This is a genomic window from Paraburkholderia sacchari, assembly GCF_000785435.2.
Lineage (GTDB): Bacteria > Pseudomonadota > Gammaproteobacteria > Burkholderiales > Burkholderiaceae > Paraburkholderia > Paraburkholderia sacchari.
The window spans coordinates 184,874-204,421 of the sequence record NZ_JTDB02000001.1 but is presented as its reverse complement, the minus strand read 5'-3'; the positions used below and the strand labels follow the sequence as shown (position 1 = coordinate 204,421).

The following is a 19,548-nucleotide window of genomic DNA, read 5'->3' as shown; positions in this document are numbered from 1 at the left end:
GCGATGGGGCGCGACGGCAAGTTGCCGCCGTGCCCCATCAGGCCCGCCGCTGCAGCTTAACGGCCCAATTGGCGCTTGACCCAGTCGGCATAACGATCGACGAACGCCTGCAGGAATTTGCGCGTATCGTCGTTTGTAATTTCGCCTTTTTCATTGATCCGCGTGGCATCGTGCTTGATGAACATCTCGGGCTGGCCGAGCGTCGGCACGTCGAGATACGCGAGCACATTGCGCAAATGCGCTTGGGCAAGCGCCGTGCCAACGGCCCCCGGCGACGTGCCGAGCACCGCGCCCGGCTTGCCGGTCCACGAATTCTTGCCCCACGGACGCGAGCCCCAGTCGATTGCATTCTTCAGCACCCCGGGTATCGACCGGTTGTACTCGGGCGTCACGAAGAGCAGCGCATCGGCCGCCTCGATCTTCTGCTTGAACTGACGCGCGACCTCGGGGAAATCTGCGTCGTAGTCCTGGCTGTAGAGCGGCAACACGCCGATGTCGAGAAACTCGAATGAAAAATCGGCTGGTGCAAGCGATGTCACGGCATGCGCGAGCTGCCGGTTCCACGAATCCTTGCGCAGACTGCCGACTACGACCGCAACTTGATAGGCCATCTTTGAGTCCTCCTCGGTTTCCTCGAATGGTGCGCGAAGCGCAGTGGAGAGAAACGTCATCATAGGCGCGAGAAAAATCCGCGGTGTGTCAGAAGGGCGGGGTGCGAAGCGGGCGACGACGATCGGCAATGTGGATAAGCGAGCAGCGCAGAGATTTATCCACAGATTTTCTGGACAACCTTGTGGACAAGTTCGCGCGAAGCCCGATCCAGCCGGGCAAGTTTCGGGATCGAGGCGTGCCCGATCGTATGCCCAACGAGTCAATCTCCGACGCACGGCCTCGGGGTGCCGCGCGGCGATGCGATGCTGGGTGAGACGGGCACCAAGGTGCACGACCGATGCAATGCCAGGCTGGACCGCGCCAGCAATGAAAGCGGTCACGCAGCCTGGGCAACCCTGTGCAGCTTAGTCGAACAGCACAGCGACGTTTTCCGGCGGACGTCCAATCGCCGCACGACCGTTACGCACGACAATCGGACGCTGCAGCAGAATCGGGTGGCTCACAATTGCTTCGTATAACTGATCATCCGTCACGCTGTTGGCATCGAGTCCGAGCGCCGTATATTCCGCTTCGTTGGTGCGAACCATGTCGAGTAGCGGGCCTCCCAGCATGGTGTGCAGCGACTTCAACTGGTCGACCGTGAGCGCGGCTTTCAGGTACTCGACAATCTCAACTGGTTCATTGGCCTTGTTGTAGGTACTCGAGACCAGTTCGCATGTGGCACGGGACTTCGAGCAGCGAGCGTTGTGGTAGATCGTGATCATGGATTCAGATTCAGGAAGTGAGGATCGGTTTGAGTGGATGGAGATTGGCGGGGGGCGCCGCGGCACCTGGTTGGTTATTCGGAACGGACCCGTTCCGAGCCGGCCAGGACAATCGAAATGCGGCCGCGTCGGTAGGCGTCGCACGGGTCGCTCATTTTACCGGGCTGGATGAAGAGGGTAGAAGGCGAGGGAATCGGTCGAGGCTTCCGCTGCGTGTCCATTGCATTTAATGGAATAGCGCCAATCCACCGAGATGGGAACGGCGGAAGCCGATAGATCAATACTCGATACATGGACAAGTGGACGTCCAACCCATGCGGGGGCACCTTTATGCGCATAAAGTCCCCGGCTCTCGGAAGAAACGCATCCTGTCACACAGGCATGTTCGCAGGGCTCAGACGACAACGGGGCTTCGTCTGGCACTCCACCGTTAGCCATCTCGATGCCGCAATCTTTATGCGCATAAAGCCCGTTTGCTGACCGCAGCGACACGAACCCACTCCGGCACCCACGCATCCTCACAGAGACCTACCAAGCCAGCAACAGGGTAGTTGTCAGCCCCCTCGATCTTTATGCGCATAAACCTTGGCCGAACGGCCAATGCGTCATCGAATGCGATGAAAATCATACAACTGCCGTTGAATCGCAACTTAATCCAGGTAAAATCCAAAACAATTAGCAAAAAGGAGAAAATCAATTGGCAGCAGAGATAATCGCAGTCACGCAGCAAAAGGGCGGGGTCGGCAAGAGCACGATCGCGATGCATCTCGGCGCAGCATTTCACGAAAAAGGAAAGCGTGTGCTCGTGGTCGATGCCGACGGCCAGAACACACTGGTTCACTGGGCAAGCGCCTCTTCCGATGGTGAAACCGGCATCCCGTTCCCGGTAGTGAATCTCTCAGAGGCAGGCGGCCAGATCCACCGGGAGATCAAGAAGTTCATCGGCGACTACGACATCATCATCGTTGACTGCCCGCCATCGATTACCGAAAAGGTTTCTGGCGTGGTACTGCTCGCGGCCTCCATTGCCGTCATCCCCACTTCGTCTTCACCCGCCGACTATTGGTCAAGCGTTGGGCTCGTCAAGCTGATCCAGCAAGCGCAAGTCATGAACGAAGATCTAAAGGCCGTCTTCCTGCTGAACAAGACCGAAGAGAAGCGCATGCTCACGCGCGAACTGAAGCGTGCACTGGAAGAGCTCGGCTTTCCTTTGCTCAAAACCCAAATACCCACCCGCGAAGCGTACAAGCAGGCCATGGCCCTCGGTCAGACCGTCCTGCAGATGAGCGATCGCGGCGCACGGCTCGCTGCCGCCGAAGTGCGAGCGTGCGCCGACGAAATCGCGGCCATGCTCCCCTGACTTTATGCGCATAAAGGACCCTGAATGAAGCCCTCACAATTTGCCAAAGGTTTTCAGGCGCGGCCTGACACGACGAGCAGTGAAAAACGCACAGCGCTAGACCGGCTCAATGCCATCGACGGTCTCGTCCAGGAGAAGCCAAAGGTACGTGAACCGGTCGGCCGCATAAGCCAGCCCGAGCCGGTTGCGAACACGGAGGAAGCCGCTCCTGCTTCGACTGAAAACGAATCCGCGGAATATCGCGCGTGGCGTATCGAGCACGGATATCGTCCCGGCCAGATCATCGAGCTGCCGCTGAAGGCGATCAAACCGAGCCCGTTCAATCCGCGTCACTTCTATCTGAAGGCGTCGATTGCCGAACTCGCGGTCAATCTCGCCAAGCAGGGGCAGCAGCAGGCCATCCACGTGATTCCTGATTACGCAGCACCGGGCAGCTACTACGTCAGCGACGGCGGGCGGCGTGTGCGGGCGCTCAAGGAAGCTAACAAGGAAATCGTCAAGGCGATCGTCGTCGATCTGCCCATCGGGCTCGAGAGCTACAAGCTTGGTTACGATCTCAACGTCCAGCGCGATTCGCAAACGGTCTTCGACAATGCCATCGTCTGGAGGCGCTTTATTGACGAAAAGCATTTCCAGAGCCAGCGCGAACTCGCCGATCATCTTGGCCTTGATGAGTCGACCGTAGCCGTGGCGCTGTCCGTCGCCAAGCTGCCCGAAGCGGTCATGCACGAAATGGTTGCACGCCCCGACCGCTTCGGCTCGAACATGGCTTATCAGGTCGGGCGCTACCACGGTGCGCGCGGCACGGACGCCACGCTGCGTCTTATCAACCGGATCCTTGCCGACGATCTGAGCACCCGCCAGGTGGCGGACATCGTCAAGGGCCGTGCAGCGCCCCAAGAAAGTCCCAAGCCGGCCGGACGACAACGCTATGCCCAGCGTCTGGAGATCAAGCTCGACGGCATGGCGGTGGGCGACCTGAAGTCTTACGGCGACGATCGACTCGAACTGCGTTTGAAGGGCCTCAGCAAAGACCGGCGCGATGCGCTTCTCCACCAAATCGAAGAAATGCTGAAAGCGAAGTAATCGCGGAAAGTAAAAAAGCGGTCTTCACTGGACGTGAAGACCGCTTTTTTATTGCGAATCCGCAGGAAATCTGGTGTGCACCGGATCACCTCGCCGGCAACAGCAACGCTACCCGCTCAGGCCGCGCGCGACTGGCTCAGCGTAAAGGCAAGTAAATCGCCATCGGTGGGCTCGCCCCACGTCTTGCGTGCAAGCCAGTCGAAGAATGCCGTATCGGCCAATTTCGAATCGAGGCCGCGGCGGCGCCAGTCATCACGCAGATGTGCTCCGAGCGCCGGCAACTCGTCGTTCTCGAACGAAGTGCGCGCAACCTCACGCTCGAGTTCGCCCTGCTCGTCGTAGAGCGCCCGCGCTTCCTTGCGCCGGTAGGCCGCGTACTCGTCCATCAGGCGGGCCTTCGGGTCGTCCGCGGCCGCGCTTCCCGCCACCGCGCGCGCCGCAGCCGGTGCGCCCGCGGCGGAGTCCTCGACCGGCGGCGCGTAGCCCTTCTTCAACGCATCCTTGAACAGCGCTGCTGCGCTGCGCACGGGCGGCAGACTCGTGCTGCGCATGCGCTGCTCCGTCAGCTGGAGCGCTGCGCGAATACGGTTTTCCTCGCTGTCGGCGTAAAGCGACTGCGCTTCTTTCAGCGGAATGCCGATCTTGACCATGCGGTCGACGAGCGTGCTGTCGAAAACGTTCGGATGCTCATCGAGCGCGAGCATAGGTTGCTTGCGCTCGGTCACGCGAAACTGGATCTCGGCCACCCGCCGGCCTTCGCGATGCTCGATCAACTCTACAAAAATGTTCGTAACCGCATTGACTTCCGCGATGGCAGGACGCAGGTAATCGCGCTTGAAATACTTGTACTCGCGCTTGGCTTCGTCGCCGGCCTCGGTGTCGGGCGTGCCCGACAGAATCGGCCGCCACCACTCCCACGTTTCGCGCATCGTCAGATGGCTAGGGTTAGTGAGATAGCGCACGCAGATCTCGTAGAGCGCGAGCCCCGCGCTGCTGCGCAACTGGCTCTGGAATTGCAAGCTCAGCCGGGCATACTGGACCGGGTCCAGCAGCTTCTTCTTGATCTTGGGCGCGAACGAGAACTCCACCCAGACACGGCGTGTAGCCGGATCTTCGAGAATTTCGGCGTCGGCAATCAGCGTGGAGATCCCCCACTTGCGGCCCGGCTTCTGGCTCGAGGTGCCCTGGCTCCATTCGACCTGCACCGACACCATGCGCCGCAGATGCTCTTTCACGAGCGCCGTGTCGTTCGAGTCGAACGCCGAGTTCGCGACGATGTCGGACAGGAGCGCGCGATAGGTGTCGCCAGACTCATCCGCCTGCTGCGCGACGGCGAGCAGGACGTTGAAGAGCTTGCGGGTCAACAGGGTGATCTTGCCGCTTTTCGGCTGAATCGCGATCGCCTCGACGGCCTTGCGCAATTCCGCCGAACTGGGGCTCACCACATCGGTTTTTTTCACGCGCTTTGTGGCCATGCGTCGGGTCGAGGTGAGATTTCGCGAAAGGATACCGCCTGTGGTGAAACGCGTCTATAGGCTCCCCCTCACCATTGCGGGTGAAGCAGCGCCACGACGCGTACCTCACCACGAAGGGCTCCCGAAAACGCTCACCTTGGCGGTATGCGCCTGTTCGCCGGGTTCCCGACCAGTTCGGGGTTCCGGCTTGCCGCCCGCGTTCAGGCCTATTTGAAAGGTTTCGTTCGGCTCCCGAATAGGCTCACCTAAAAAAATTTCCTGGTGCAAACACAACGGCAGGCCGGCCCTCACCGCCCATTCTGATGAGGGATAGCCCATACGGGCCCATCGGAAACGGCCCGGGCGGCTCTTGACCGAGAGGTCTTTCCCGGACGCACGCTTGCGGCAGGAACGACACATGCCCGCCCGTAACGGGTCTGTGATGCGCAACGCCCACGCACGCTCGATGCATCGCCGGGCAGGCTTGCTGCGCCGCTCATAAAGCGCTTGCGACACCGGCCATGTCTTCGCACAGCCTGGCTCCGGGGCATCGCAGCCAGAGAGAACCTCAACCAGAAGTGCCGCAAACCTCCCGGCTTGCCCTGGCCTCCTGAAAAAGCTCACCTTCGGCGCTGCATCACGTCCGAGCCCGCAATACTTCCGGCCAAAGTAGCAAACGGGAACGCGCTTCTTTGGTCCCGAAAATACTCACCTTTGAAGCCGGCAAAGATCTGAAACCCCAGATGCCATTGCGCCGGCCGGACCACCCATATCATTCCCGGAAACCCTCACCTTTTCTTCGGCATACCTGAAAAAGCCAATGAATTCCTAGGGTTATCCACAACGCCACGGGCGCCGTCAACGCGGCCCGCTGTTCCCGGAAAACCTCACCTCAAGATCTCATGCAAGCGAAACGAGCGAATCACGACAGTGCGCCACACACTCCTGAAAAACCTCACCTTCAGGGATTTACGGAAACATCAGCGACAGTCTCGTGACCTTGCCTATCAACCCTTCGGCTCCAGCGAACGCCTGTTTGCTCCTGAAAAAGCTCACCTGAACGACTTTTCTGGACAAAATTGGCTCCCGGAAAGCCTCACCTCATGCGCACAGCGGATCAAGATCACGGCCAGTTTCGCGGCACTGCGACAAACTCCCGCAAAAGCTCACCTTGATACGCCGATGACCTCGGAAAAACATCGAAATCGTCTCCAGCGCGGCCTCTCCCGGTGCGGACAACGACTCTTGCGCTCCCGTAAAAGCTCACCTCATGGTTCCATCAGACGCAAATCCGGTCAAAATGCCCCTCGGCTCCCGAAAAACTTCACCTTCGCCCGGCGATTTTTCCCGATCCCCCTCACCACAGCTTCCAGAGGGCGCAGATTGACGCCAAAAAGCAGTCCAATCAAGGGCCCTGAATCCCCTCACCGTTGCATTTCGTGTAACAACATTCATTGCCCCTATGTAGCCGGGCCGGGGGCGCGAATCGCTCCCGTATTGACTCACCCTTGCTTCCGGGTCAAGAATCAGGCTGATCCTGAAGCCGCTCACGTTCGGTCCCGCAGCCCCTCACCGCGTTCCCCGAAGCCCATCACCCGCCTGTCCCGCAGAGTCTCACCACCGCTCCCGTAAAGCTTCACCTCATCGGGCTGAAAGCCATGCCAGGTAAGGGTTTGCCGTGGCGTTAACGTCTTTTAACAGGTATCAAGGGTGTTTACTTTTATTACTCTCAAGCACCTCTACCCCGCGAGCCCTTCGGGATATCCACACCCAACCGGCCCCCAGAGATGTCATTGCCAGCAAATCGGTCCGTGAAACAACGCCGATAAACAGTTCGCCTCTGGAAATCCAAGCGTTTACAATAGCTTACAGGGCAAACTTAGCTTTGTTTCACGAAACGTAGACCTTGGCGACAGCAAAATGGGCTTTTAGAACCCAAGTTTCACGTGAATGTCTGCTCCGCTAGAATTACGGGCGATAAACGTATCGATCAATACGTAATTTGTTATTATTCGATCCGTTATCCCTCGCAGAAACGACCATGATTCGAGACGAAGATCGCCACGCCCTCCGCGAAGAGCTGGATGCGTTGCGCAAAGATGGCGCAAGGCGTCAGGACTTGTCGCTGCATGCCTGCAAGCGGCTCTTTTTCGATTTTGGCATCCGTCCCTCAATGGCCGCTGTCCGGGATTTGACCCAGACCGGCAGTGCCAGCGACATTCCGAAGGACATCGAGCTTTTCTGGCAACGCATTCGTGCGGCGTCCAAGGTGCGCGTTGGCAGTGGCGCCATTCCGCCCGCGCTGGAAGAACGCGCCGGCGAATTTCTCGGCGCGCTTTATGAAGAGGCGCGCACGTTTGCCCGCCAGACGCTTGAGGCCGAGCGCAAGGAAATCGAGTCGGGTCGGCTCGACGCCGAGCAGGCGTTGCGCGATGCCCAGGCCCGAAGCCTCGCCGCCGATGAAATGCTTCAGCGCAGTGAGGCGCGCATCGAAGCGGCCTGGGCTCGCGTGCGCGAACTCGAAAACCAGTTGGCGACGGCGTCCGCCCATGGCGCATCGCATCAGGATAATCTGCAGGCGACCGTGCGCCGCCTCGAGGCCGAAAACGAGTCGCTCCAGAAGCGTATCGACACCGAGCAGACCACCAACGCCGGGTTGCGCGACCGGATCGACCGCCTGCACGAAGACATGCGCAAAAGCACCGAGCACTACGCGCAGCAGATCAAAGATGCGCTGGCCGAGGCCGAGCGCCGCGTGAAGCCGATGCTGGTCGAGCTCGATTCGCTGCGCACGATGTCGTCCACATGGCAGTCGGCGCAGCGCGATGCAAGCAAAAAGGAATTCGAGTTCATCCAGCAACTGGCCACGGCCAAGGCGCGGGCGGACCGGCTCGATGCCGTCTTGCGCGAGCGCTCGGACGAGATCGATGTGCTCACGCGCCAGGTGGCGACGTTGCGCGCGCAACAGGGTGTCGATGGTTCGGTGGCCGGCGTGCTATGCGCGCTTGCGAAGTCGGGTCGTCTTGGCGACGAAGATCTGGCGCGGCTCGGCACGAGCATCGACGCCCAGGTGAGCTTGCCCTCGCATTGCCCGAACTGCGAAGACGGCGAGCCGGAGTTGGCCGAGGTCGATGGCCGCTTCGAACTCTCGTGTCCCGAATGTGAGTACACGTCGGGCCTGGGGGCGTCGCGTCTGGAGGCCGTCGCGCGCTTCGTCGTCGGCAAGAAAGATGCCCGTAACGTGGTGAGGTGAGCGTTTTCGGGAGGCGCAGGTTGCCGGAAAGGTGCGCTTTTACGGGAGGCTGGCGTGGTGCGAGCCAGGCGAGCAGCGCCTGCTCACAGTCGCATTGCGCGCCTCAGCCTGCGTCGGCCGCTGCGTCAGTAGTTTGCCCGGACGCCTTCCGGTCGGCCCAGACACGCCACGCGCGATGCAGCCGGCCGGCGGAAATCGGTTGCAGGAAGCCGAGCCACTGGCCGACCTGATCGGCATCCACACCCCGCTCGAACAGGTCCGCCGCGTAGCTGTTGCGCAGGGTTTGCGGACTCGCGCGTTCGGCGCGGGTTTGCGCGATGCCCGCCTCCTCCATGAGCGCGTCGATCGCGCGCAGCACAGTGGCCTTGTGCATCGGACGCCCGTTGGGCGAGCCGGGAAACACGAGTTGCCCGGGCAGATTCGCGAGACGGCGCGCTTCGAGCCATGCTCCCATCACGTCGACTGCGAACGGCGCGAGCTGCGTGCGGTGCGTGAACGCCGGATTGTCGGCTTCGACGGTGATCCACTCCGAGCCGATCGCGGTGGCGTCGAGCTTGAGCGCAATGGCGTCGCCCGTCTTCAGGCCGCCGCCGAGAAAGACCGCGACGAGCGCGCGGTCGCGCCGCTCGCGCCAACGCTTCGCGGCCGACTGTTCGGTGAGTGGCGCGAACAGCCGCGCGATCACGGCGGCGCGTTCGATCGCGGTCAGGAAACCGGTGGGTTCGTTCTCGCGCGCATTGCGCCAGGCTGCCTCGCCGTCCTGGGCGATGAAGCGCGCAGGGTTCGTGGAAGCCAGCTCGATCTGGCGCACGTGGTCGAGCACGCGCTCGATGAGGCGCAGATAGCGCAGCCGCTGGGGCTTCTTCACGTCGAGCCCCGCGACGAATTCGGCGATCGTGCCGGTGTCCACCGAAATGATCGTCTTGCGCCTGAGCGCGAGCCATTCGAGGAAGCGCCCCCATTGCACGCGGTAGACGTCGGCGGACGACTGGCGCAAGTCCTGGGCGGCGAGCCATGCATCGAAGGCGGCGACCGGATCGTCTTGCCAGTCCTTGCGCTGCTGGTCGAAGAGGTCGCGAGAGGATTGGGAGGCGCTCATCACTATGCTTCGGTTAGTTGCGTTGTAGGAAGGCATTCTAGCGAAATCCCCTTGTTGCGGGGCTCCTCAATGCTCATCAGCCGCCCCAGGCGCGCGGGCGCTTCGCGGTGGCATGCCGCTGGGCGTCACGCCGGACCTCTTCGGCGCTTTGGGCCGCTCGCTCATAGGCGTTGACGGCGAAGGCGAACACGGCCGGCAGGGCATTGGACTGGCCGAAATGGACCGTTTCGTCGGTTTCCGGATACGCGAGATCGCCCGGTCGCTGAAACAGGCCGAGCATGAGCCCGTCGTGACGGCTCGCGAACCCGAGGTCCGCGAGCGCTTCCGCTTCGATCGCGTGCAGCAGGCGCCAGCTCAGCGGCACCTGCTGGGCGATATAGCGCTGCGCGATGTTGCGCACGATCTGTTCGAGGTCGCGCGCGGCCGCCTGAAAACGCAAGGCGGCCAACTCTTGCTCGTTCGGAATGTGCGAGGTCTGCATGGGCTCTCCGGTCGTTCTTTTTACTGTATAAATATACAGTAGTCGGCGCGTTCGTGCAGCCTCATCCGTTCAGCCACGCATTCAGCCGTGTATTCAGCCGTGAATCACGATCAGCAGCGCGCGCGCCTCGCCCTTGCCCAAGTTGCGGATCGCGTGCGGCTGGTCGGCGACATAGCGCGCCGTGTCCGCGGTCTTCAGGCGCTCGTGCGCGCTGCCCGCCTCCACCTCGATCGTGCCCTGCAGCACGGTGAGATGCTCGCGCGTGCCGGGTTCGTGCGCGCCCGACACCAGCGCGCCGCCTGGCTTGAGCGTGAGCTCGTACCACTCGAAATGGCCGGCCAGCTCGATCGGCCCCCACACGCGCAATTGATAGCCGGCATCGTGGCCGTGCAGGGTGGGGATGTCGTGCGGCCCGGCCACCGTGATGGCGTCGGGCGCGCGCGGCGCGGCGAACAGCGAATCGAGCTTCACGCCCAGCGCGTTCGTGAGCCGCCAGGCCACGGCGATCGTCGGGTTTGCCTTGTCGCGCTCGATTTCCGATAGCATGGATTTCGAGACGCCGGCCGCGCGCGAGAGTTCGTCGAGCGTCATCCTGCGCTCGCTGCGCAGGCGCTGGATTTGCTCGCCCACGCGCGGCGGCGCGGCCGGTGCGGTGGCGCTCGACCGTTCCGCCGCCGGGACGGTGGCGGCGCGGGTCTTGCGTGGCCGGGATTTGACGCCGGCGCCGGGGTCCGCATGGATGCCGGAATCGGCGTCTGCATTGCCTCCTGCGCGGGAACCGGAATGGGAACCTGAGCCGGTGCTTGCCATGGACTGCCTCATCGATTAAAGTTGTTCGACATACCGAACTTAAGTTCGGAAAAACGAATAATTTCGCCTGGAGCTGACGGCGACTATACCAGCCGCGGCTCTCCATGTGAGGAGCACGATGCAATGAGCACTTCCAGTACTTCCAGCACTCCCTGGCTTGATCACCTGCGCGCGACGCTCGACCAGATTCGCGCGGACGGCTTCTACAAGAGCGAGCGCGTGATCGCGACGCCGCAGTCGTCCTCCATCGGCTTGGCCGACGGCCGCGACGTACTGAACTTCTGCGCGAACAATTACCTGGGCCTCGCGAACGACGCGCGCCTGATCGCGGCCGCGAAGGACGGGCTCGATCGCGACGGCTTCGGCATGGCCTCGGTGCGCTTCATCTGCGGCACGCAAACGGTGCACAAGCAGCTCGAAAGCGCGCTCGCCGCATTCCTGCAGACGGAAGACTGCATTCTCTATTCGAGCTGCTTCGACGCCAACGGCGGACTCTTCGAAACGCTGCTCGGCGAGGAAGACGCGATCATCAGCGACGAGCTCAACCACGCGAGCATCATCGACGGCGTGCGGCTCTCGAAGGCGCGCCGCTACCGCTACAAGAACAACGATCTCACCGATCTCGAAGCGAAGCTGCGCGAAGCCGATGCAGCCGGCGCCCGCTACAAGCTCATTGCGACCGACGGCGTGTTCTCGATGGACGGCATCATCGCCGACCTGAAGGGCATCTGCGATCTGGCCGACCGCTACGGCGCGCTCGTGATGGTCGACGACTCGCACGCCGTGGGCTTTATCGGCGCGCATGGCCGCGGCACGCCCGAGCACTGTGGCGTGGCGCAGCGCGTGGACATCATCACGGGCACGCTCGGCAAGGCGCTCGGCGGCGCGTCGGGCGGCTATGTGGCGGCGAAAAAAGAAGTGATCGAGTTGCTGCGCCAGCGCTCGCGTCCGTATCTGTTCTCGAACACGCTCACGCCGAGCATCGCGGCTGCGTCGCTCGCGGTGCTGGAGCTGATCGCGAGCGACGAAGGCGCACAACTGCGCGCGCGCGTGCAAGCCAACGGCGCGCATTTCCGTCGCGAGATGAGCGCGCTCGGCTTTACGCTCGTGCCCGGCGAGCATCCGATCATTCCGGTGATGCTGGGCGATGCGCGGGTGGCAGCGCAGATGGCGGAGGCGCTGCTGCAGGAAGGCGTCTACGTGATCGGCTTTTCGTATCCGGTCGTGCCCAAGGGCCGCGCGCGCATCCGCACGCAGATGAGCGCGGCGCATACGCCCGAGCAGATCGATCGCGCCGTGGCCGCGTTTGCGCGCACCGGCAAGCAGCTTGGCGTGATTTGAACAGGATGACGAAATAATATGAAAGCGCTTGCCAAACTCGAACGCGCGCCCGGCCTCACCCTGACCCGCGTGAGGAAACCCGAAGTCGGCCACAACGACGTGATGATCAAGATCCGCCGCACGGCGATCTGCGGCACCGATATCCATATCTGGAAATGGGACGACTGGGCGCAGAAAACCATTCCGGTGCCCATGCATGTGGGCCACGAATACGTGGGCGAGATCGTGGAGATGGGCCAGGAGGTGCGCGGCTTCGCAATTGGCGACCGCGTCTCGGGCGAAGGCCATATCACCTGCGGTTTTTGCCGCAACTGCCGCGCGGGGCGTCGACATCTGTGCCGCAACACCACGGGTGTGGGCGTGAACCGTGAAGGCGCGTTTGCCGAATATCTCGTGATTCCGGCTTTCAACGCCTTCAAGATCCCGCCTGAAATCTCCGACGATCTCGCCGCGATCTTCGACCCGTTCGGCAATGCCACGCATACGGCGCTCTCGTTCAACCTCGTCGGCGAAGACGTGCTCATTACCGGCGCGGGGCCCATCGGCATCATGGCCGTGGCGATTGCGAAGCACGTGGGCGCGCGCAATGTGGTGATCACCGACGTGAACGACTACCGGCTCGACCTCGCGCGCAAGATGGGCGCGACGCGTGCGGTGAACGTCTCGCGCGAATCGCTGCGCGACGTGATGAGCGAACTGCACATGACTGAGGGCTTCGACGTGGGCCTCGAAATGTCGGGCGTGCCGAGCGCGTTCACGGCGCTGCTCGAATCGATGAACCACGGCGGCAAGGTCGCGCTGCTCGGCATTCCGCCCGCGCAGACCGCCATCGACTGGAATCAGGTCATCTTCAAGGGCCTCGAAATCAAGGGCATTTATGGCCGCGAGATGTTCGAGACCTGGTACAAGATGGTCGCGATGCTGCAAAGCGGGCTCGATCTGTCGCCCATCATCACGCACCGTTTCAGCGTGGACGACTACGAGAAAGGCTTTGCCGCGATGCTCTCGGGCGAGAGCGGCAAGGTGATACTCGACTGGACCACGGCCTGAAGCCGAAGCCACAAAATGGTCACTGCGCCGCCGGGGAGCCGTCCGGCGGCGCCTGTTCGAACTCGGCCTGGATGCGCACGTCGATTGCGTCGCCGACCGCCGGGTACCACGTCGTGAGGCCGAATTTAGCGCGGCTGAAGCGCCCGGTGGCGGCAAAGCCGAGCGTCGGCTGCTTCGTGAGCGGGTCCGGCGCATAGCCGTTGAACACCACATCGAGCGTGACGGGCTGCGTCACGCCATGAATCGTGAGATCGCCCGTGATCTTTCCGGCGGGCTTGCCGTTCACATCCGCGGCGCGCTCGAAACGCGTGCTCGCAAAGCGGATCTGCGGATGCTGCTCGACGTCGAGCATCTGCGAACCCTTCACCATGCGATCGAGCAGCGGTACGTTGGTGTCGAGGCTCGCGGCGTCGATCACGGCGTCCACCTTCGCGCTTTCCAGCGCGTTCGCGGGCCAGTCGAGCTGTGCGCTCGCCCGGTCGAAACGCATCACGAAGCGTGAGTAGTGCAGATGGTCGACGTCGAATACGATGCTCCAGTGATGCGCGTCAAGCGTGTAATGCCCCGCCGGCACCGACGCCTCGGCGGGACTCACGCTGTGCGTCACCACGCGCAGCGGCATGCAGCCGGGTAGCAGGCAGGCCACGGCCAGCGCGGCGCACAGCATGCGGCGGCGTGCTTGCGGCGTGGCGCGGGGGGCGGCTGGGGAGCGGCTCATGGTGACTCCATTGAGGAAGGCGGCGAGTCATTGTAGTGACCGCGAGGATTTCAGGTGATAAAGCAACGATAAGTGGCACGCAGTGATACGCGGCGGCGCTTCACGCTCCGCTTGCCACCCGCTTGCACCCGCTTGCACCCGCTTGCACCCGCTTGCACCCGCTTGCACCCGCTTGTCACGCAGCCCGTTTTCGGGTTTGATACGCGGATCGGAGCCTGTCCATCCCGAAGACGCATACCGCATGCCCACCGCGAACGATTCGGTCTGCTTTCACAGCACGCACTTGCGCGAGGTCGACGCCATGACGGCCGCCACGGCGCGCAGCTTCGCGCGCCATGCGCACGACCAGTACGGCATCGGCGTGATCGACGCGGGCGGCCACGTATCGCTCTCCGATGCGGGCGTGGTCGAGGCGCTGCCAGGCAACCTCATTCTCGTCAATCCCGGTGAAGTGCACGATGGCCGCCCGCTCGGCGCGCACGCGCGGCGCTGGCGCATGCTCTATTTCGAGCCGCGCTGGATCGACGCGCTGCAGGCCGACATCACCGAGGGCGACGATGCGGGTTTCGCGCTCTTTGCGCCCGTGATCTCCGATCCGCATCTGCGCGCGCTGTTCGATGCCGCGTTCGCTTGCGCCACGGCCGACGGCGGCGACCTCGCGGCCATGGCGTTCGACGGCGCGGCGCTCGACGCCATGGCGCGGCTCGTGCGTGGGCTCGGCCACCGCCGGCCGCTCGCGCCGTGTTCGCCGCTGGCCGTGGCGCGCGTGCGCGAGATGATCGAAGCCGATCCGGGCCAGGCGTTCTCGCTGGCCGATCTCGCGAGCGCGGCGGGGCTCAGCCGTTTCCAGCTTCATCGCGGCTTCGTGCAGGCGTTCGGCGTGGCGCCGCATCAGTACTTGTTGCATTGCCGCATCGGGCTTGCGCGGCGGCTGCTCAAGGCCGGTCAGGCGCCCGCCCAGGCCGCGCTCGCGGCCGGTTTTTGCGACCAGAGTCATCTCAATCGCGCGTTCGCGCGCCAGTTCGGGGTTTCGCCGGGCCGTTACCGGCTCGTGCACGGGGGCGGTCCCGCCTGACGGTTGCGCGTGCGCCGCACACCGATCCAAGACGGCGCAAACGCCGCGGTTTATACAGGCGTTTCAATCCTTCGGAGCGCCTCCATGCCCTCTTCGTCTCCTTCTTCCCCTTCGCTGTCGCCCGCAAAATCGCCGCGCGCGTCGTCGTCGCGGTCCGTCGCGCATCTGCAGTTGACCCTCGCGATGATCACCGTGGGCAGCACGGTAATCGCCAGCAAGATCATCGGCGCGGGGCTCGATCCCATGCCGGCGACTGCCCTGCGCTTTGCGTTCGCCTTGCCGGTGCTGCTCGTGCTCATGCGCGTGACCAGCACTGCGTTCCCCCGCCCCGGCCTGCGCGACGCGGGCCTGCTGATCGCCCAGGCTGCGATCGGCAGCGTCGGCTACACCGTTTTTCTGATCGCCGGAACCCAGCGGACCTCGGCCGCCGATGCGGGCATCATCCTCGGCATCTTGCCCGCCGTGTGCGCGCTCACCGCTGCCGTGGTGCTGCGCGAGCGGCTGCGCGCGAGCACGCTGATTGCGGTGATGGTGGCAAGCCTCGGCGTGGCGCTCGTCACGCTCGCGCCCGCCGCGCAGCATGGCGGCGGCTCGCTCACGGGCGATGCGCTGCTGATTGGCGCGGTGATCTGCGAAAGTCTTTTCGTGCTGCTGAACAAGCGGCTCGCGACGCCCTGGCCGCCGCTCGCGTTGTCGGCCGCGATGACGGGCATTGGCTTCGTGGTTTCGGCCCTGGCGGCGTTGCCCGACTGGCCGGCCACGCTGCACGCGCTGCCGCCGCATGCCTTGCTGGCCGTGGCGTATTACGCGCTGGTGCCGACCGTCGGCGGCTTCTGGCTCTGGTACACGGGCGCGTCGCGCGTGTCGGGCGCCGAGGCGGCCATCTTCACGGCCGTCGCGCCGGTTTCGGGCGTCGTGCTCGCGGCGCTGCTGCTGGGCGAGCCGCTCACGCTTGCCCGCCTGGCCGGGCTCGCGCTCGTGGTCGCGGCTGTGTTCGTGACTGCCGCGCCGGGCGTGCGGGGGCGTTCGCGCCAGCGCTAGCCCGTGCACGTGCCCGGACTGCGTCTTGACTTCGGAGAATGATCGTTCTACATTGCGATGCATGGAGAACGATCGTTCCACCCTGGGCGGCAGCACAGGGTTCAAGATGTATGAGGTGAAATCATGAGCAGCAACCCCGTTACCGCCGATGCGCGCGAGCGCCTGCTCGACGCCGCCGAGGCGCTCGTCTACGCGGGCGGCATTCACGCCACCGGAGTCGACGCGATCGTCCGGGCGGCGGGCGCGGCGCGCAAGAGTTTCTACACCTGGTTCGAGTCGAAGGACGCGCTGGTGGCCGCCGCGCTCACGCGTCGCGACGAGCGCTGGATGCGCTGGTTCATCGAGGGCACCATGAAACGCGGCCGCACGCCGCGCACGCGCCTGATCGGCATGTTCGACCTGCTGCGCGAGTGGTTTGCCTCGGAAGACTTTCACGGCTGCGCGTTTCTGAATGCCGCTGGCGAGACCGCTTCACCCGACGATCCCGTGCGCGAGGTCGCCCGCCTGCACAAGGCGCGGCTGCTCGCGTTCATTGTCGAGCAATGCGAAGCATGGGCGGAAGCCGTTGGCGCGGACCGGCGCGTGGCGGCGCGGCTCGCGCGCCAGTGGCTGATCCTGATCGACGGCGCGATTGGCGTGGCGCTCGTGAGCGGCGCAGCGGATGCGGCGCTCGATGCGCGCGCCGCCGGCCAGCAGTTGCTCGATGCGCTTGCGCCCCAGTCGTCCCAGTCCTCGCAATCGCTGCGAACACGCGGCGCGGCGCCGGAAGCGCGCGGGCGCAGCTAGCCGCGCGCTTTTCTCGCGTTCTTCTTTCAGTCACGCCGCTTCCAGTCGTTTCCTGCCCTCTCCAAGGAGTCCACGCATGAGCACTACCAGCACCACGCCTTCCGCCGAAACCCGCCCGCCGCTGCCGCCGTTCACCCGCGAGACCGCGATCCAAAAAGTGCGCGGCGCCGAGGACGGCTGGAACACCCGCGATCCACAGCGCGTCGCGCTCGCCTACACGCCGCAAAGCGTCTGGCGCAACCGCGCCGAGTTCGTGACGGGCCGCGAAGCCATCGTCGCGTTTCTCACGCGCAAGTGGGCGCGCGAGCTCGACTACCGGCTCATCAAGGAACTGTGGGCGTTCACGGGAAACCGCATCGCGGTGCGCTTCGCCTACGAGTGGCACGACGATTCCGGCCACTGGTACCGCTCGTACGGAAACGAGAACTGGGAGTTCGACGAGAACGGGCTGATGGCGCGCCGCCATGCGTCCATCAACGACCTGCCGATTCGCGAGGCGGACCGGCTGTACCACTGGCCGCTCGGCCGCCGTCCCGACGATCATCCCGGCTTGAGCGATCTCGGGCTCTGAGCGGGCTGTCTCGTCCCTTGCCCGCGCGCAGCGCCGATAATTCATCGCGGCGACTCATCGGACCGGCAACATGGGTGCGCCGAAGGTGCGCCCGCGCTGTCTTGCTGTACAGTTTGCCGTCGCCGGAAGCAGACCATGAACAGAACCAGCAGCAGACGAACCGAAGCGATTCGGCGAGCAAGAGGACGGAGAGCCCATGCGGTGTTGGCAAGTGCGAGGTGGCAGGACAACAAAAATCGCTAGCGCGTTGGCGCTCGCAGCCCTGATGCTCGGTGCCGCAACGAGCGCACGCGCGGGCGACTGGTGCGGCGGCGGCCTGTGGGTGGACGCGATGGTCGGCTCGTATCACATCCATCCCGACAAAGAGTTCGAGCAATTCAATCCGGGCCTCGGCATCGAATGCTGGCCGGGCGAAACCTGGGCGCTCACCGCGGGCGGCTTTCGCAATTCGCTGCGGCGGCCCTCGTGGTATGGCGGCGCGGTCTGGGCGCCGGAGTTCCTGCACTGGGGCTACGTGCGCCTCGCGGCGATGGGCGGCATCATCTCCGGCTACAACTACGGCAACTGGGGGCTCGGCCACGATCACTCGATCGGACCCGTGGCCGCGCCTATCGTGATGGTCGCTTACAAGCGCGTGGGCGTGAACTTCATTGTCATTCCGCCGATTCCCTCCGACGACCTGCCGTTCACGATCGGCTTTCAACTGAAGGTGAAGTTCTGAGCGTGGGCGGGTGTTGCGCGAGGGCGTCGAAGCACTCGCGATAGCGGTGCCGCACGCCCCCATCCGAACATGTCGATGGCCTGCTGCCGCCTTGCCGCCACGGCCCGTGCCGCCGAGAAGCGCGCTGGCGGCGCATGGTGAATCGCGAAGGGCGCGGCGGCGTCACCGGCTAGCGCGCAATGGTGAGGAATTCCAGGAGAAGCGGATGGTGAGTCGTGCAAAGCGCGGCAACCTCACCGGCGCATCGAGCAATGGTGAGGAATTCCAGGAGTTGGCGCTCCCGAAAAACCTCACCTTTGACTTACGTGAGGCGTATCAGAACTTGTACTCGGGATTCCTCGGATCAAAGGCGGCGGCCTCGAAGGTCTTTGGCGTGATGCTTTCGATCACGATCCTTTCGAAGATCTGGCCGTCGTTGTCATACGCCTCGACGGTGCGGAAATACGGGCGGCGCAGATCCAGCCCGAGCGTCTGCTTCTTCGCATAGAACTGCGGCTTGCCGGCTGGCGAGGCATAAGTGAGCGCCACCACGCGCACGCCGCTGAGCGTTTTCACTTCCACCTGCGGCTTGTAGGGCGCGCCCACTTCGGCGTACTTCTTCGCGTCAGCCATGAAGCGGTTCACGATGAATTCCGTGCCGAGCTCCGTGATCTTGTGATTCGACTGCGAGCGCGCGAGCGAGCCGTCGATCGCAGTCCACATCGGCATGACACCGAGCAGGCCGCCCAGATGGCCGTACATCTGATCGGTGCGTTTGGTGGCGTCGTAGATCACTTCTTCGCCCGCATTTTCGCCGTCGGGCAGCCACTTCGCGTAGATGCGCAGCGGTTCGCGCTCGAGTTTCACGAGCATGTGCGCGGGCCTGCCTGACCATTTGCCGTTCAGGCGTTCCCAGCGCGAGAGCACGAATTCGTACGATGGATACCCCGATGGCCCGATTTCGATCAGCGCGGGCACAACGAGCGGATCGAACGCCTGAAAGAGCGCCGTGAGTTGCGCGTCGCTCATCTTGACGAGCGCGCCGCTCTTTTGTGCGCGGGAGAGCCAGCGCACTTGCTGTTCGAGCGGGAGCTTGCCGACTTCGGCGGCGGGATTGGCCGATGGGCTGGCCGTGGCCGTAGCGGGCGCAGCGTCTTGCTGGGTGTTCGCTTGTGCGTTCGCTTGTGCGTTTGCATCGGCCGCTGCGTTGTCTTGCGCGCTGGCCGTGGCACACGCGAATGCAAACGCCACGCAGGCGAGCGGCGCAGCGAAGCGCCGCGCCGGCCGCGCACCGTTCGGTATCGAATGCAATGGATCGTTATTCATGGTTTGGCTTCCAGTGTCGCT

18 protein-coding genes are annotated in these 19,548 nt (G+C 63.7%); 10 read left to right on the top strand and 8 right to left on the bottom strand.

Going from position 1 to position 19,548, the window contains the following annotated elements:
- Positions 1-56: 56 nt before the first annotated feature.
- Both NH14_RS00885 and arsC read right to left on the bottom strand, forming a co-directional pair.
- Positions 57-611, bottom strand: a complete 555-nt coding sequence (locus tag NH14_RS00885) for an NADPH-dependent FMN reductase (RefSeq protein WP_035528347.1) — start codon at positions 609-611, stop codon at positions 57-59.
- A 405-nt stretch (positions 612-1,016) separates the two neighbouring features.
- On the bottom strand, positions 1,017-1,376 hold the full coding sequence (gene arsC / locus NH14_RS00880) for an arsenate reductase (glutaredoxin) (protein WP_035528204.1): 360 nt from the start codon (positions 1,374-1,376) through the stop codon (positions 1,017-1,019).
- 697 nt (positions 1,377-2,073) lie between these two features.
- Here arsC and parA point away from each other — a divergent pair.
- A complete protein-coding gene (gene parA / locus NH14_RS00875) occupies positions 2,074-2,736 on the top strand; it encodes a ParA family partition ATPase (protein WP_035528210.1) in 663 nt (220 codons plus the stop codon).
- A 24-nt stretch (positions 2,737-2,760) separates the two neighbouring features.
- On the top strand, positions 2,761-3,822 hold the full coding sequence (locus tag NH14_RS00870) for a ParB/RepB/Spo0J family partition protein (RefSeq protein ID WP_035528213.1): 1,062 nt from the start codon (positions 2,761-2,763) through the stop codon (positions 3,820-3,822).
- 116 nt (positions 3,823-3,938) lie between these two features.
- Here the strand turns inward: NH14_RS00870 and NH14_RS00865 are convergent, their stop codons facing one another.
- Positions 3,939-5,297, bottom strand: a complete 1,359-nt coding sequence (locus tag NH14_RS00865; RefSeq protein ID WP_035530025.1) for a replication initiation protein — start codon at positions 5,295-5,297, stop codon at positions 3,939-3,941.
- A gap of 2,020 nt (positions 5,298-7,317) precedes the next feature.
- Between NH14_RS00865 and NH14_RS00860 the strand changes: the two genes are divergently transcribed.
- On the top strand, positions 7,318-8,529 hold the full coding sequence (locus NH14_RS00860) for a DNA-binding protein (RefSeq protein WP_052148255.1): 1,212 nt from the start codon (positions 7,318-7,320) through the stop codon (positions 8,527-8,529).
- Positions 8,530-8,632: 103 nt separating this feature from the next.
- Here NH14_RS00860 and NH14_RS00855 read toward each other — a convergent pair whose 3' ends face one another.
- From NH14_RS00855 to NH14_RS00845, 3 genes are all read right to left on the bottom strand, one after another.
- Complete coding sequence (locus NH14_RS00855; protein WP_052148256.1) at positions 8,633-9,628, bottom strand: tyrosine-type recombinase/integrase; 996 nt, start codon at positions 9,626-9,628, stop codon at positions 8,633-8,635.
- A 76-nt stretch (positions 9,629-9,704) separates the two neighbouring features.
- Positions 9,705-10,109 carry a DUF2471 family protein gene (locus NH14_RS00850; RefSeq protein WP_035530027.1) on the bottom strand — a complete coding sequence of 135 codons (405 nt, stop codon included), beginning with the start codon at positions 10,107-10,109 and terminating at the stop codon, positions 9,705-9,707.
- A gap of 93 nt (positions 10,110-10,202) precedes the next feature.
- Positions 10,203-10,919, bottom strand: coding sequence for a helix-turn-helix domain-containing protein (locus NH14_RS00845; protein WP_084225714.1), 717 nt, complete (start codon positions 10,917-10,919; stop codon positions 10,203-10,205).
- A gap of 123 nt (positions 10,920-11,042) precedes the next feature.
- Here NH14_RS00845 and NH14_RS00840 point away from each other — a divergent pair, with 123 nt between their 5' ends.
- Together NH14_RS00840 and tdh are read left to right on the top strand one after the other, a co-directional pair.
- On the top strand, positions 11,043-12,260 hold the full coding sequence (locus tag NH14_RS00840) for a glycine C-acetyltransferase (protein ID WP_035530029.1): 1,218 nt from the start codon (positions 11,043-11,045) through the stop codon (positions 12,258-12,260).
- Between the two features lie 18 nt (positions 12,261-12,278).
- Positions 12,279-13,310, top strand: a complete 1,032-nt coding sequence (gene tdh, locus NH14_RS00835; protein ID WP_035530031.1) for an L-threonine 3-dehydrogenase — start codon at positions 12,279-12,281, stop codon at positions 13,308-13,310.
- Positions 13,311-13,329: 19 nt separating this feature from the next.
- Here the strand turns inward: tdh and NH14_RS00830 are convergent, their stop codons facing one another.
- Positions 13,330-14,028: a YceI family protein gene (locus tag NH14_RS00830; protein WP_176329258.1), complete on the bottom strand. Its 699-nt coding sequence runs from the start codon at positions 14,026-14,028 to the stop codon at positions 13,330-13,332.
- Between the two features lie 241 nt (positions 14,029-14,269).
- Between NH14_RS00830 and NH14_RS00825 the strand changes: the two genes are divergently transcribed.
- The 5 genes from NH14_RS00825 (at position 14,270) to NH14_RS00805 (ending at position 18,222) form a co-directional block, all read left to right on the top strand.
- Positions 14,270-15,103, top strand: a complete 834-nt coding sequence (locus NH14_RS00825) for an AraC family transcriptional regulator (RefSeq protein WP_052148257.1) — start codon at positions 14,270-14,272, stop codon at positions 15,101-15,103.
- 84 nt (positions 15,104-15,187) lie between these two features.
- Positions 15,188-16,144: a DMT family transporter gene (locus NH14_RS00820; protein WP_084225716.1), complete on the top strand. Its 957-nt coding sequence runs from the start codon at positions 15,188-15,190 to the stop codon at positions 16,142-16,144.
- A gap of 123 nt (positions 16,145-16,267) precedes the next feature.
- Positions 16,268-16,930 carry a TetR/AcrR family transcriptional regulator gene (locus NH14_RS00815; RefSeq protein WP_052148259.1) on the top strand — a complete coding sequence of 221 codons (663 nt, stop codon included), beginning with the start codon at positions 16,268-16,270 and terminating at the stop codon, positions 16,928-16,930.
- Positions 16,931-17,006: 76 nt separating this feature from the next.
- Complete coding sequence (locus NH14_RS00810; protein ID WP_035530033.1) at positions 17,007-17,501, top strand: nuclear transport factor 2 family protein; 495 nt, start codon at positions 17,007-17,009, stop codon at positions 17,499-17,501.
- A 265-nt stretch (positions 17,502-17,766) separates the two neighbouring features.
- On the top strand, positions 17,767-18,222 hold the full coding sequence (locus NH14_RS00805; RefSeq protein ID WP_237179491.1) for a hypothetical protein: 456 nt from the start codon (positions 17,767-17,769) through the stop codon (positions 18,220-18,222).
- A 315-nt stretch (positions 18,223-18,537) separates the two neighbouring features.
- Here NH14_RS00805 and NH14_RS00800 read toward each other — a convergent pair whose 3' ends face one another.
- On the bottom strand, positions 18,538-19,527 hold the full coding sequence (locus NH14_RS00800) for a DUF1571 domain-containing protein (protein ID WP_035530036.1): 990 nt from the start codon (positions 19,525-19,527) through the stop codon (positions 18,538-18,540).
- Positions 19,528-19,548: the final 21 nt, after the last annotated feature.